This window comes from Streptomyces sp. NPDC029292 (assembly GCF_055569295.1).
The window spans coordinates 63,612-77,306 of sequence record NZ_JBVHXR010000003.1 but is presented as its reverse complement, the minus strand read 5'-3'; the positions used below and the strand labels follow the sequence as shown (position 1 = coordinate 77,306).

Annotated in this window: 11 protein-coding genes; 2 read left to right on the top strand and 9 right to left on the bottom strand. The window is 70.4% G+C overall.

The genetic code is table 11. The features are described 5' to 3' along the window. Positions 1-39: 39 nt before the first annotated feature. A complete protein-coding gene (locus tag ACZ4WS_RS08580; protein ID WP_467978466.1) occupies positions 40-1,803 on the bottom strand; it encodes an FAD/NAD(P)-binding protein in 1,764 nt (587 codons plus the stop codon). Beyond that, positions 1,800-2,651, bottom strand: coding sequence for an amino acid ABC transporter permease (locus tag ACZ4WS_RS08575; protein WP_467978465.1), 852 nt, complete (start codon positions 2,649-2,651; stop codon positions 1,800-1,802). The genes ACZ4WS_RS08580 and ACZ4WS_RS08575 overlap by 4 nt, the downstream gene beginning before the upstream one ends. 450 nt (positions 2,652-3,101) lie before the next feature. On the opposite strand from ACZ4WS_RS08575, the gene ACZ4WS_RS08570 reads away from it, so the two are divergent. Beyond that, positions 3,102-4,064, top strand: a complete 963-nt coding sequence (locus ACZ4WS_RS08570; protein WP_467978464.1) for an ABC transporter substrate-binding protein — start codon at positions 3,102-3,104, stop codon at positions 4,062-4,064. Positions 4,065-4,125: 61 nt separating this feature from the next. Here the strand turns inward: ACZ4WS_RS08570 and ACZ4WS_RS08565 are convergent, their stop codons facing one another. The 5 genes from ACZ4WS_RS08565 to ACZ4WS_RS08545 form a co-directional block, all read right to left on the bottom strand. After that, positions 4,126-4,725 (bottom strand): GTP-binding protein, encoded by a 600-nt coding sequence (locus ACZ4WS_RS08565; protein ID WP_467978462.1) that lies wholly within the window; start codon positions 4,723-4,725, stop codon positions 4,126-4,128. Then, positions 4,709-5,059, bottom strand: a complete 351-nt coding sequence (locus ACZ4WS_RS08560) for a DUF742 domain-containing protein (protein ID WP_467978461.1) — start codon at positions 5,057-5,059, stop codon at positions 4,709-4,711. Before ACZ4WS_RS08560 ends, ACZ4WS_RS08565 begins: the two co-directional genes overlap by 17 nt. Further along, complete coding sequence (locus ACZ4WS_RS08555; protein WP_467978459.1) at positions 5,056-5,484, bottom strand: roadblock/LC7 domain-containing protein; 429 nt, start codon at positions 5,482-5,484, stop codon at positions 5,056-5,058. Before ACZ4WS_RS08555 ends, ACZ4WS_RS08560 begins: the two co-directional genes overlap by 4 nt. Next, on the bottom strand, positions 5,481-8,273 hold the full coding sequence (locus ACZ4WS_RS08550) for a sensor histidine kinase (RefSeq protein ID WP_467978457.1): 2,793 nt from the start codon (positions 8,271-8,273) through the stop codon (positions 5,481-5,483). The genes ACZ4WS_RS08555 and ACZ4WS_RS08550 overlap by 4 nt, the downstream gene beginning before the upstream one ends. 186 nt (positions 8,274-8,459) lie before the next feature. Next, positions 8,460-9,707, bottom strand: a complete 1,248-nt coding sequence (locus tag ACZ4WS_RS08545; RefSeq protein ID WP_467978455.1) for a DUF5685 family protein — start codon at positions 9,705-9,707, stop codon at positions 8,460-8,462. Between the two features lie 290 nt (positions 9,708-9,997). On the opposite strand from ACZ4WS_RS08545, the gene ACZ4WS_RS08540 reads away from it, so the two are divergent. Further along, complete coding sequence (locus ACZ4WS_RS08540) at positions 9,998-10,438, top strand: cell division protein SepF (protein WP_467978453.1); 441 nt, start codon at positions 9,998-10,000, stop codon at positions 10,436-10,438. A gap of 45 nt (positions 10,439-10,483) precedes the next feature. On the opposite strand, the gene ACZ4WS_RS08535 is transcribed toward ACZ4WS_RS08540, so the two are convergent. Beyond that, entirely contained in the window at positions 10,484-11,674 is a 1,191-nt protein-coding gene (locus ACZ4WS_RS08535) for an acyl-CoA dehydrogenase family protein (RefSeq protein ID WP_467978452.1), read from the bottom strand. 186 nt (positions 11,675-11,860) lie between these two features. Beyond that, positions 11,861-13,465, bottom strand: a complete 1,605-nt coding sequence (locus tag ACZ4WS_RS08530) for an MFS transporter (RefSeq protein WP_467978450.1) — start codon at positions 13,463-13,465, stop codon at positions 11,861-11,863. Positions 13,466-13,695: the final 230 nt, after the last annotated feature.

The following is a 13,695-nucleotide window of genomic DNA, read 5'->3' as shown; positions in this document are numbered from 1 at the left end:
AGATTCCTTAGGGATGCGGGTGATCTGGGCGGGGCGCGGTCAGGCCGCGGCGCGACAGGACAGGTCGCGCAGGAACGCCAGCGCGGCACGCGCCGTCGCGTCGTTCTGCCGGAAGGCCGGGCCCCCGGTACGAGGCCGGGTGAACGCGCCCGAGCCCCGGGCGTCGGTGTGCGGACCGAGCGCGAAACGCCGGGGGTGCGGGATGCCGGAGCGGTCCAGGACGCGGCCGTCGGCGGGGTCCACGGCGAGCAGCCCCTCGGGCGTCGCGGCGGCCCCGTCGTCGTACAGCTCCCGCAGCAGCGAGTCCCGGGTGCGCTCGACCGTGGGGTGCGGCAGCCGCGCCTCGACCAGCGCGCGGGCCTCGATCGTCACGCCGGGCACGGTGGCACTGCCCGCCCGGAAGACCCCGTCCTCGGCGGTGACGGTCATGTCGGCGCCCACGAACTTCAGGATCCCGGCCCGCGACAGGGCGAGCATCTGCCGCAGCCGGGGGCCGGGCGGCCCCGACGCGAGATAGCTGAAGAAGCCGTGCCACCAGGAGCCGATGTCACCGAGCCGGACCAGCTGCCCGTAGACGGACAACAGCCCGAGGAAGACGGCCAAGTCGGCACTGTGGGCAGGATCGTGACGTCTGCTCAGATCTCCCTCGATGTAGGCGCGCAGTCCGTCCTGGAGTTCGGTGTACGAGGTGTGGCGCACCCCGTCCAGCGGGCGGTCGAGGGCGGCGAGGTCGAGCCGGTCGGCGAGGTCGGGCACGGCGGACGCCACCAGCGCCCGGAGCTCGGCTCCGGCACCGGCCGCGTACTTCTCCTCGAAGTCCGTCCAGGCGATCCGGGTGCGCTCGGGGTGCGCGGCGAACAGCCGGTGGTAGTGCGCGAACCCCAGCTCCTTCTCGACCAGCGGCCACACGTCCCGCCGGAAGTCGAGGTCTCCGGGGCGTGCGAGGAGTGCGTCGACCTCGGCGGGTCCGAAGAACCGTGGCAGCGGCGGCCGTTCGCCCTCCCAGTCGTAGCCGATCTTGGAGTGGTAGGGGGCACCGCGCCGCGAGCCGACGTGCAGGACCGGCTCATGCCCGGACGGGTGGTACGTCTGTCCGTCGTAGCGCCCGCCGCGCCCCTCCGTGAGCAGCACCATCAGGTCCACGAAGGCAAGCCCGAAGCCGCGGACGAGGACGGTCTCGCCCGGTTTCAGCGCGGACAGGTCGCTGTCGGCGGTGAAGTCCGGCGGCAGATGGAGCAGCCCGTGCTCGCGGGCGTACGCCGCCAACTCCCGCTGCTCGGGATCGAGTTCGGCGTCGAGGTGGCCGATCGTGAGGACGACGAGGTCGGCGAGGAGCGGGCGGGTCCTGCCCTCCAGCCACACCTGCTGACGGCCCTCGCGGGGGCCGTTCACGCGCAGGGCGCGGCGCGGGTGGTGATGGACCCGGACACCCGGCGGCAGGGCGGCCACGGCTCGTTCGTACACCCAGCGCATGTACGCGCCCTGGCGCTGCCGGTCGGCGAAGGTCCGTCCGTCGAGGCCCGCCCACTCGTGCAGGGTGGGTCCGTCGAGCACCGGTCCGGCCATGTCCACCGTCTCGTCGGTGAACATCGTGACGTCCTGGGCCTGCGAGTTCATCCACAGCAGCGGCGACTGCTCCTCGCGCCAGATGCGCCCGCCGCCCGGCGGATACGGGTCGACCAGATGGATGTCGAGGCCCGCATCGCCGTACAGCTCGGGCGCGTTGGCGCCGATCCGCTCCAGGAGGCCGGTCCCCCGCGGCCCGGCCCCCACTATCACCAACGAGGGGCGCCCCGTGCTCATCGGGTGCGCTCCGAACCACGCGCGTAGTGCTTCTCGACGTAGTACTGGCCGACGCTGAGCACCGAGGTGACGATGACGTACCAGAGCGTGGCCACCATCAGGAGCGGCATGACCTGGTAGGTGCGGTGGTAGACGAGCTGCACCGAGTAGAGCAGGTCCTGTACGGCGATGACGCTGACGATGGAGGTGCCCTTGAGGGTTCCGATCAGCATGTTCCCGGCCGGCGGCACGATGGAGCGCATCGCCTGCGGCAGCACGATCCTCCACCAGCGTCGCCACTGGCTCAGGCCCAGCGCCTGCGCGGCCTCGATCTGGCCGCGGTCGACGGAGAGGATGCCACCGCGCACCACCTCGGCGGCGTACGCGGCCTCGTGCAGGGTCAGGCCGACGACGGCGACCGTGACCGGGCCGAGCAGGTTCACCGTCTTCACGCCGAGGATCTGCGGGTACAGCAGGCCGATGTTGAACCAGAACAGCAGCTGCACCAGGATCGGCATCGACCGGAAGAGCCAGACATACCCCCAACTCACCGCTCGCAGAACGGGGTTGGTGGACAGCCGGAACGCGGCGAGCAGCGTACCCAGCGCGAAGCCGAGCACCATCACGAGCGCGGTCAGCCAGAGGGTGAGCCAGAGGCCGCGCAGTACGGAGGCCGAGGTGAAGTAGTCGCCGACGACGTCCCACTGGAACGCGTCATTGCGCACGACGGAGTTGAGGGCGAGCCCGAGCAGGACCAGCACGACGACGGCGGCGGTCCACTGGCCGGGACGGCGCTGCGGGACGATGCGCAAAGGTGCCGCGTCTTCCGGTGCGGTGGCGGCGACCTTGGTAAGGGTGTCGGAGGACATGCGAAGGCTCCGTGATGCGTCGAGTCGAACACACGGGTGCCTTCACACGGGGCGCCGCGAGGGCGCCGTACGGCCGAGCCCCTCAGCAGGGCCGTCCGTCGAGACTACGGTGCCGTTTCCCCTCACTGTCAAGGCTGTCCATACTGTGAGCCGTACGTCTCAAGTCAGTTGACGCGGAAACGGATGCCTGTTCCACTTGTGCTCATGCATTCGCAGCAGTGGCTGGTCACGCGCTCCCACATCGACTTCGGTCGCGTGTGGTCCGCATCCTGTTGAGCTGACCTCCGGCGCCCTGTCCTACGGGCGCCTTCTGCGTTTATCCGGCGCCTGAGCGCCGTTGCCCACGCCTTCACACGCGTATCCGCGCTTCCCCTCCCCTCGCGCACTCAGCTCACCTCTTCCTGCCTTCCTGCCTTCCTGCCTTCCGTCTGCTCAGGAGATCCGTACGCCATGAGTACGTCCTCGCGGCTCCGCCGCCGTCACTTCATCCCCTTTGCCCTGGTTACCTCCGCGGCGTTGCTGCTCACGGCCTGCGGCTCCGGTGACTCGGGAGGCACGGGCTCCGGCGGAACCGACGCCCAAGCCGCGGTCGACAAGGACGGGATCCCGACGACCGACGTGGTCTCGTCCGTCAAGAAGGACGAGGCGGCCGCGAAGCTGCTGCCTTCGGGAGTCACCGGCCTCACCGCCGCGATCAGCGTCTCGGGTCAGCCGCCCGGCGTCTCCTACCTGGCGGACGGCAAGACCCTGGCCGGTCAGGACGTCGACTTCGCGGACGCGGTCGCCAAAACGCTCGGCATCGAGCTGAAGCACGAGTCGGCGAGCTTCGAGGCGATCCTGCCGGCCCTCGACAGCGGCAAGTACGACTTCGGGGCCTCCAACTTCGGTGTGACCGACGAGCGCCGCAAGACCATCGACTTCGTCACCTACATCAACGACGGCCAGGGCTTCGCCACCCGCAAGGACAGCAAGCTCAAGGCCGTCACCGACCTGAAGCAGCTGTGCGGGCTGAACGTGGCGACCGGAGCGGGGACGACCTTCGAGGCGACGCTGGAGGAGAACAAGAAAGTCTGCACGGCCGCGGGCAAGACGGCGTACAAGGTGCAGACGTACAGCGAACAGGGCGCGATCTGGTCCTCGTTGCAGCAGGGCCGCAGCGACATCGTGATGAGCACGATCAACGGACTGCGCTACGCGGTCGCCCACCAGGAGGGCGTGAAGTTCCTCAACGAGTACCACCGCCTCGACGTCGGCTTCGCCTTCAAGAAGGGCACCAAGCTGGCGCCCGCCTTCCAGGCCGCGGTGAACAAGCTCATCGCCGACGGGACGTACCAGAAGATCCTCAAGAAATGGGGTACGACCGGCTCGGGTATCGAGAAGTCGCAGATCTCACCGCCGGAGATCAAGGACTGAGGCTTCGAGAACCCGGGTTCCGTCCCGCACGGGTGGCGGGACGGAACCCGGAGAGGTGTACCTAGCGTGCGAGCGCGGCCGTACGCCGTCGTGGACTCGTACGCGCCCCGATGACCCGGTCCATCAGCGCGGCCAGGACATCGCGTACGGAGGCCCGGTCGCGGGCGTCGCACTCCAACAGCGGTACGTCATCCGCGAGTTCAAGAGCCTCCCGCACCTCGTCGAGCACGAACCGCCGTGCCCCGTCGAAGCGGTTGACCGCCAGCACGAACGGCGCTCGGTGCGCCTCGAAGTAGTCGAGCGCCGGGAAGCAGTCCTCGATACGGCGGGTGTCGACGAGGACGACCGTGCCCAGGGCGCCCTCCACCAGGTCGTCCCAGAGGAACGAGAACCGGTCCTGTCCGGGCGTACCGAACAGATACAGCGCGATCGACGGATCGAGCGTGATCCGCCCGAAGTCGAGCGCGACGGTCGTGGTGGTCTTGGACTCGACCCCGTCGAGCGAGTCGACGCCGACCGACACCTGGGTGATCGCCGCCTCCGTGTCGAGAGGTTCGATCTCCGAGATGGCGCCGATGAAGGTCGTCTTGCCGACCCCGAGTCCGCCGCTGACCACGATCTTCACGGCCAGCGGCACGATCTTGTCAGAGCGCGCGGACATGGTCCCTGATCCTCTCGAGCGTGTGGAGCGGCAGCTCCGCGGGTTGTTGACAGGCCAGCCGTCCGGAGACGACGAGGTCGGAGATCAGCACCTTGGCGACGCCGAGCGGCACTCCGACGGCGTCGGCGATCTCGGCGACGGTCATGGGCTGTTCGCACAGCGCCACGATCTGCTGCCGCTCGAACGCGAGCGGTTCGTCGGATACGCCGACGGTGACGACCAGCGTCTCCAGGCGCAGATCCGCCTGGGCGGGCTCGGACCGGCCCCCGGTGATGATGAAGGGCCGCACGAACGTCGCGTCCTCCGGGCCTTCCACGGGACGTTCGCCGCTCACCGTGGCAACACCTGGCGCAGATCGGCGATGAGCGTCGGGGTGAGCAGATCACCCGCCCGTTCCGAGAGCACCGCCATCTCGTAGCCGACCAGGCCGAGTTCACCGCTGCTGTCGGCGAGGACGCCCAGACAGCTGCCGTCCCGGATCGCCGAGACGAGCAGGAACCCGCGCCCCATCTCGATCATGATCAGCTTCACCCCGTCGAAGCTGTACCGCTTGGACGCGCTGCGCGCCAGGCTGCTCAGCCCGGACACGATCGCCGCGAGATGGTCGGCCTCGGTCCGCCCGAGCCCGTCCGACACCGCGATCAGCAGCCCGTCCGACGAGACCGCGACGGCATCGCGCACCCCGTCGGTGTTCCGGACGAAGTTGGCGAGCAGCCAGTTGAAGGTCCGCGAGTCGTTGTGCGTGTCGACGGTGGTCACTGGTGACGGCCCTTCTGGTGCGAGTTGCCGCCGGCGGTCTCGTCGAGGGCGGTTGCGTCAACTGCGTTTGCGTCAGTGGCGTTTGCGTCAGTGGCGTTTGCGTCAACTGCGGTTCCGTCGATGCCGGTCTCTTCGGCGACTTGGGCCGCGCTGTCGCGGCGGCTTGCGCAGGCGGCGGTTTCCTCCACAGCCTCGGCCGCGCTGCTGGTACCGCGCCCCTCGCGGACCTTCGCGCCACCGTCGGTACGGCTCCAGTCGGCGGCCTTCGCCACGCCGCCGGTGGCCTCACCCGCGCGGCTCGCCGCGTCCCGCTCCTTCTCCTTCTCCACGCTGATCCCGCCCCGCATGTGGGCACTGCGCAGAGTGGAGAGCATCCCGGAGATCTCCTCGGGGCTGCGGTCGGGGGTCGGTTCGGAGGGGGCCGGGCGGGTCGGGCGGTCCGTCTCGCTGACGGCCGCCGAAATCGCGCTGCGGCGCGGCCGTTTGACAAGCCCGTTGCGGGTACGGGCCGCGGAGGCACCGCCGCGCGAGGACTCGCTCCGCCGGCCGGGCTCATCCGCATTACGCGACGCCGGACCGTCATGGCCGGCGACCGCGCCACCACTCGTCGCGCCCCCAGGGGCCGCACCCCCGCGCGTCGCGTCACCGCGCGGCGTACTCCCCCCATTCGCCGCGCCCCCGCCCGCCGCGGCTGCGCCGCCCAGGGCGCCACCCGCCGTGACGTAGCCCGTGGCGCCCGCTCCGGCGTGGCCCGCCGGGACCGGCACAAGCTGTCCGGCGCCCGCGACCGGGGAGGCCTCGGTCCGCGGTCCCGGCAGCGCCGCCTTGTCCTTGGATCCCGCGGTCACCGGCGGCGCCTCCTCCGTGAGCAGCGTGGTCGGAATGAGCACCCGGGCGACGACGCCGGCGGCCGGCGCCTCCCCCAGCCGCACCTCGATCCCGCACTTGCGAGCCAGCGCGCCGACCACGAAGTGGCCCAGGAACCGGGTGGGTTCGGCCATGAAGCTGGCGGTGCCGGAGAGCCGTACGTTCGCCTCGGCGATCGCCTGCGTGTCCATGCCCAGCCCGTGATCGACGATCGCGACCAGATATCCGGCGCTGGTGCGCCGCCCCTCGATCTCCACATCGGAGTCCGGCGGCGAGAAGCTCAGCGCGTTCTCGATCAACTCGGCGAGCAGATGGGCGATTTCGACGACGACGGACCCGTTGACGGACGCGGATTCGATCCGGCGCAGGGTGACCCGCCGGTACTCCTCGACCTCGGAGAGCGCGGCCCGCAGCACGTCCGTGACGGACAGCGGAGTCGCCCAGGGCCGGGGGCTGGACTCACCGGCGAGTACGAGCAGGCTTTCGGCGTTGCGGCGCATACGGGTGGCGAGGTGGTCGAGTTCGAAGAGGTTGGCGAGGGTGGCCGGGTCGGCGTCCTCGTGCTCCAGCTTGTTGATGAAGCTGATCTGACGGCGTACCAGGTTCTGGTTGCGGCGGCCGAGGCTGACCAGCGAGTCGGTGGCGTTGCGGCGCAGCACGGCCTGCTCGGTGGCGAGGTCGAAGGCGGCGCGCTGCACCCGGTCGAAGGCCTCGGCGACCTCGCGGACCTCGGCCCCGGCCTTGTCGGGCACGGCGAGCGGCGCGGGCGGCTCGGGGTTCTCGCCCGAGGAGGCGGCCTGCACTCGGGCCACGGCCTGCGGCAGCCGCCGGCCGGCGACGTCGCGGGCCTGCTGGGCGAGATCGGTGAGCGGCGTGGACACGGACCGTACGCAGTCCAGCGCGAGCGCGCCGAGTGCGGCGATCGTGCCGAGCGCGAGCAGTACGAACAGCAGCAGGTCGCGCTGGGCGCCGCTCTCCAGCTCGGCGGCCCGGTTCTCGACATCCGCGCCGAGTGAAATCTGCACGTCCCGCAGCCCGTTGATGGTCGAGGTCATGCTGTCCCACCAGGCCATCGGCGGAATCCGGCTCGAGCTGAGCTGCCCGCCGCCGTGCACCGCGACGCTCTCGTACGACAGCGCGCGCTCGGCGTCGGGCGTGGTGAGCGCCGCGTCCAGGCGCCGCCCCTGTGTGTCGGTGGCCGCGCGCGGGAACGCGTCGAGCGCGGCGAGCCGTCCGGCGCGGATCTCCATGAACCGGCTGTAGTCGTCGCCGCCGAAACGCCCGGCGCGCACCGAGCCGAGCACGATGGCGCGCTCCTCGCCGGTGAACTCCTTGGCGTTGCCGAGGACTTGGAGCGCCTGGTAGGCGTCGCGCAGCTTTCCGTCGTGGACGTCGTCGAGGCCGAGACCGAGCCGGTCGAGGACGGTGATCGTGGTGGTGAAGTAGTCGAAGGTGTCCTTGACCACGCCGGTGCCGTCGTCGGCGTCCTTGCGGATCCCGGCGAGGCCCTTCAGCCGGCCGAGGGACTCACGGACCGACCCGGCCGCCGCGTCGCGACGGCCGCTGAGCGCCCGGTCGAGCTCCCCCCGCGCCGTGTCGGTCGCCTTGCGCTGCGCGGACAGTTTGGACTTGAACTGCCATACGCCGCCCACGTATCCGGTGGTGAGCCCGCGTTCCTTCTGCAGCTCGTGGACGACGCCCTGGAGACTGATCTCCAGGCGTGCGTTGTCGGCGGTGGCGGCCGCGTTGCGGTAGGTCGCGATCTGCTCGGCCGCCGCGGCTCCGAGCAGCGCGAGCAGGACGGCGAGGGCGAGGGTCAGGATCCTGAGGAGCCTGGTGCGGATGGTGCGGGGAGCCGGACGGCCCGTCCCGCCGCGGGCGCCGAGCACAGGCCCGGTCGTCGCTTTCGGTGTGACGTCCACTGAAGTGCCTTATGGGGAGGACGAGTTGTTGGCAGGGTAGAAATGGTTCTGCGCCCAACCAACGACCCTCACGGCACAGCGGTCACCCGATCATGTTTTTGTTTTACCCTCCGGAAACGCGAGCCTCTGCGACCCGCAGGTCAAACCCGACCGGCCGCGCAGTCCCCTGCGCGGCCGTATACGGCGTCACAGTCCGCAGTCGCAGCAGGAGCAGCACTCACAGCATTCGCAGGCCTCGCAGCAGTCACAGTTGCAGTCGCAGTCACTGAGGCACCCTTCGCGCTTCTTGCGCGACCACGGCCCCTCGAACTCGTCGGCGCAGCACACCTTGCAGGTGCAGCACAGCCCGATCGCGGCCGCGCAGCCCGCCCAGAAACCGCGCTTGCCGGGGCCCGGCGGCTGGGAGGAGGGCCCGCCGCCGAAGGGGTTGCCGCCGCCGACGTACGGATTCTGCGGATCGTAAGGGCCGTGGGGGGCGTGGGGGCCGTGGGGGCTCTGCGGACTGTACGGCCCACCCTGCTGAGCAGTCCCACCCTGCTGAGCCGGCCCGAGGGAGCCCTCGGGAGAGTGACCGCACCCCGCCGTCCCGAACGCCCGGTCCACCGACCGCCCCAGCTCATGGGCGAGCAGCACATGCGCCAGCTTGGAGTCGGTGAACTCCACCTCGCGCAGCGCGAGCCGTATCCCGTGCAAGGCGTCGTCGGCGAGCCGCCGCGCCTCGCCCAGCGGCGTAGCGGTGGCCGTCAGCGGATTCCACGCACCCGACGCGGCGTCAGTTTCCCTGTCCTCCACGGCGTCCAGGAGATGCGCGAGCCGCCCGAAGAGCCGCCCGGCCTCGGCGAGCGGCTCGGCGTTGCCCGGCCGCCCGGCGAGGACGGCGGTGTGCGCGAAGGCCGCGGCGGTCGCGGTCTCGGTCGGCTCGGTGACCGTCAGCAGCGGCGTCCCGAGCCCGGCGAGCGCCTCGATCCCGACCTGCCGGTCCACCGCGTCGACCAGCACGGCGGTGTCGAAGCCCACGTCGGATCCCGTACGCGCGCCGGCCTTGCCCCAGCTCGCGGCGACCCGGCGCGCGGCGAGTGCCACGGGCTTGCGCGCCAACAACCCGTCCCTGTCCGCCACGTGGTCGCGCACTTTGGCCGAGGCGAGCACCAGCGAGACGGCCGCGGCGAGCCGCGCGCCCTCGCCCTGCGCGACGGACGCGGTCCGCATGCCACGCAACGGACAGGGCCCGGCGGTCCGCCGCCATCCCGTCGTCCGCTCGGCCTGAGCCTCCGTCAAAACCGATATCAGCAGCCCGTCATAATTGGTGACGACCCGCGCGAACTGACCGTGGTCCCCGCGCAGCGCGAGGCACAGCCCGCACAAATGCGCCATCCACTGCGTCTTGAGCCCCTCACCGAGCCGATGGCTGCAGGGCCTCACCATTCCGAACACGACACTCCCCCGTGGCTCGTAAGACGTTGAGCTGCGGCATCGTATCGACCACTTCGTTCACCCGTACGCCCCGCCCGTCACCCGAACGCCGTGAGAAATCATATTTCACTCTCAGTCAGCAGCCGTACACAGCAAGACCCTTGGGGGACGGGGGCTCTCGACGTATTCGCTGTGCACCAGTACCGTCACGAAACCCCCGCGCGGCGTCTATCCACTTGGCGCGACATCCGCATCATGGACGACCATGGGGATGCGGAAAGCAAGAAAGACCGCTGTGAGAGGAGGCGTCCATGGGATCGGTGCGCAAGGCGAGTGCCTGGCTTGGCCTCGTCGACGACAACGATGACGAGCGTTACTACGACGACGACAACTACGCCGAGGGACAGGAATCCGGCGATGCCTGGGTCACCGACCCACGCGTGAAGGTCGCGTCCGAGACGGCGGAGGAGAAGGGCCGCCGGATCGGCACGGTCACCCCGGACAGCTTCCGGGACGCACGCGGCATCGGCGAACTTTTCCGGGACGGTGTCCCGGTCATCATCAACCTCACGTCCATGGAGCCCGCCGACGCCAAGCGCGTGGTGGACTTCGCGGCCGGCCTGACCTTCGGCCTGCGCGGCACGATCGAGCGGGTCGCCACCCGGGTCTTCCTGCTGACCCCTGCCAACACGGAGATCGTCAGCGGCGAGGCCTCGGGTCGTCGAACGGACGGCTTCTTCAACCAGAGCTGAGGCAGGGCCGCTCACCGGCCCTGCCCGCCGGGGTCTTCACGGTCTCTACCGGAAGGCATCGAGTCCGGTGAGCGCCTTGCCCAGCACGAGTTGATGCATCTCGACGGTGCCTTCGTAGGTGAGCACCGACTCGAGGTTCGTGGCGTGCCGCATCACGGGGTATTCGAGGGAAATCCCGTTGGCGCCGAGGATGGTACGAGCGGTCCGGCAGATCTCGATCGCCTCTCGTACGTTGTTGAGCTTGCCGAAGCTGACCTGCTCGGGACGGAGCCGTCCCGCGTCCATGCGCCGCCCCAGGTGATGGGCAAGCAGAATTCCCTTGTGCAGCTCGACCGCCATGTCGGCGAGCTTGGCCTGGGTCAGCTGGAAGCCGCCGATGGGCCGTCCGAACTGCTCGCGCGTCTTGGCGTATTCGACGGCGGCTTCGAAACTGGCCCGCGCCGCCCCCATCGCGCCCCACACGATCCCGTACCGCGCGTGCGAGAGACAGCTGAGCGGTCCCTTCAGCCCGGTCACGTCCGGCAGCACGGCGTCGGCGGGCAGCCGTACGTCATCGAGGATCAGCTCGCTGGTGACGCTGGCCCGCAGGGACCACTTGTGCTTGATCTCGGGAGCGGAGAACCCGGGGGCGTCGGTGGGCACGACGAACCCGCGGATCCCGTCGTCGGTCTGCGCCCACACCACGGCGACCCCGGCGACGGACCCGTTGGTGATCCACATCTTCCGCCCGTTGAGGAGCCAGTCCCCGCCCTCGCGCTTGGCGTACGTCCGCATGGAGCCGGGGTCGGAACCGTGGTCGGGCTCGGTCAGCCCGAAGCATCCGATGACGTCGCCGGAGGCCATGGAGGGCAGCCACCGCTGCTTCTGCTCCTCGGACCCGAACCGGTGGATGGCGTACATGGCGAGCGACCCCTGCACGGACACCAGCGACCGAATCCCGGAGTCGGCGGCTTCGAGCTCCAGACAGGCAAGCCCGTACTGCACGGCGGACGCCCCCGCGCACCCGTACCCCTTCAGCGACATCCCAAGCGCCCCGATCCCGCCCAGCTCCCGTGCCAGCTCCCGGATCCCGGGCAGCTCCCCCTTCTCGTACCACTCGGCGACGTAGGGCAGCACACGGTCCGCGGCCCACGCCCGCACGGTGTCACGGATGGCCAGATCCTCAGGGTCCAGGAGGTCGTCGATGCCGAGCGGATCAGCGGGGTCGAAGGGCGGGAGCTTCGAGGACGCGGACATGGCAAGACCTCCGGCACGCTAAAACTAGCAGTGTTAGTTACGGCTTCGGGCCGACGTTACGACGCAGTGTCCCGCAAGTCCAGGCCGCTTCCCTCACCATGAACCGACAGCCGCCGACGGCGTACCGCCCCACGGGAGACCAGCACTTGTAACCGGGACAGAAACGGGCGCGCACGGGCGGGAGAACTATGCGGACACGCGGGACTCGGCGACTTCCCGAGGCGCGGGAATCGCCGGGCCCGCCGCGGGCGCCCCGCACTCCATGACCCGCGGCAACCGCAGCGCCATCACGGCCCCGAGCAGCAACAGCCCCGCACTGACCAGCAAGGTCACATGCAGCCCGTGCACGAAGGAATCCCGAGCCGCATGCCGCAGGGCATCTCCCCGAGACCCGCCAAGCCGCGCGGCGACGTCGTACGCCTCACCCAGCGAGTGCCCCGCCGCCGCGGAGTCGGCCGCCGGGACACCCGGAACCGACGACAGCCCGGGCGCGTACGCCGCGTTCATCACGCTCCCCAGGAGCGCGATGCCGATCCCGGCGCCCAGCTGGTACGAGGTCTCGCCGATCGCGGCGGCGCCACCCGCCTGCGCGGGCGGCGCCTCGCTCAGCATGGACTCGTACGCACCGAACAGCGTCGTCTCCAGCCCGAACCCGAGCAGCACGAACCCGAAGAGCAGCAGCCCGGTGTTGTCGTCCGCGCCCATCGCGGTGAGCGTGATCACCGCGGCCGCGGTGAGGCAGAACCCGAAGCAGACCATCGCGCGCGGCCCGAACCGCCGCAGCATCTTCGCCCCGGCGAGCCCGGAGGCCATCGCCGCCACGGTGAGCGGCAGCAGCCGCAGCCCGGTCTCCAGCGGCGACAGCCCGAGCACGAGCTGCAAGTACTGCGCGGCGATCAGCTCGAGCCCGACCAGCGCGAGCATCGCGAGGACGATGCACCCCACCGACGTACTGAACGCGGGCCGCGAGAACATCCGCAGATCGACCAGCGGATGCGCACGCCGCCGCTGCCGCCGCACGAACCCGGCCATCAGCACACCGCCCACGAGCAGCGGCACCAGCGTGAACGGGCTGAACGGCGCCTCACCGCCACCGAGCCGCTTCACGCCGAGGACGAGCCCGAAGAGCCCCGCGGCGGCCATCAAAGCCCCCACCACATCCCAAGGACCGTTGCGGTCGCCCCTCGACTCGGGCAGCAGCAGCCGCCCGATCGGCAGGCTGACGAGCATCAGCGGAATGTTGATGAGGAAGACGGACCCCCACCAGAAGTGCTCCAGCAGGAAGCCACCGAGCAGCGGCCCGACGGCGGCGCCGACCGCGGCGACCGCACTCCAGATACCGATCGCGAGCGCCCGCTCCCGCCGGTCGGGAAAGACCTGCCGCAGGATCGACAGCGTCGCGGGCATGATCATCGCGCCGCCGACGCCGAGCAGGGCACGTGCCCCGATCAGGACCTGTGCGCTGTCGGCGAGGGCCGCGATCGCGGAGGCGACGCCGAAGAGCGCGTATCCGAGGAGAAGAATCCGTCGGCGGCCGACGCGGTCACCGAGCGTGCCGAAGAGGATGAGCAGCGAGGCACAGACGAGCGGGTAGATGTCGACGATCCAGAGCAGCTCTATCGCGCCGGGCTTGAGGTCCTCGGTGACGGCGGGCACCGCGACATGCAGCACGGTGGCGTCGAGGGCGACCAGCAAGAGGCTGACGCAGAGGACGACGAGGACGACCCAGCGGTTGGCACCGGCCCCGGCGTCCCGACGGCATCGCGCAGCGGCCGTGGTCGTCCCGGACATGTACGTACCTCCCAGATGTTCCCTCGCGTTCGGCGAAACCGCAGGGTGGGGACTCCCTGGGGTTGCGGCCTGGGGGAGCGGAATCCCGGCCCACGCAACAAAGGCGAGTGAGCCGTCAGCGTACGCGAGTTCCCGCCGATGACGCGTGGCACACCTCTCACGTTCTCCTCGCCGAGCGTGTGGCGTGCGCCACGCTCCCCCCTGGTGCACCACGCCCGGGAGCGTCGGCC

Excerpts from the sequence above, each read along its gene's own strand:
- ACZ4WS_RS08580 (WP_467978466.1), bottom strand. The coding sequence starts at position 1,803 with ATGAGCACGGGGCGCCCCTCGTTGGTGATAGTGGGGGCCGGGCCGCGG.
- ACZ4WS_RS08575 (WP_467978465.1), bottom strand. The coding sequence starts at position 2,651 with ATGTCCTCCGACACCCTTACCAAGGTCGCCGCCACCGCACCGGAAGAC.
- ACZ4WS_RS08570 (WP_467978464.1), top strand. The coding sequence starts at position 3,102 with ATGAGTACGTCCTCGCGGCTCCGCCGCCGTCACTTCATCCCCTTTGCC.
- ACZ4WS_RS08565 (WP_467978462.1), bottom strand. The coding sequence starts at position 4,725 with ATGTCCGCGCGCTCTGACAAGATCGTGCCGCTGGCCGTGAAGATCGTG.
- ACZ4WS_RS08540 (WP_467978453.1), top strand. The coding sequence starts at position 9,998 with ATGGGATCGGTGCGCAAGGCGAGTGCCTGGCTTGGCCTCGTCGACGAC.
- ACZ4WS_RS08535 (WP_467978452.1), bottom strand. The coding sequence starts at position 11,674 with ATGTCCGCGTCCTCGAAGCTCCCGCCCTTCGACCCCGCTGATCCGCTC.
- ACZ4WS_RS08530 (WP_467978450.1), bottom strand. The coding sequence starts at position 13,465 with ATGTCCGGGACGACCACGGCCGCTGCGCGATGCCGTCGGGACGCCGGG.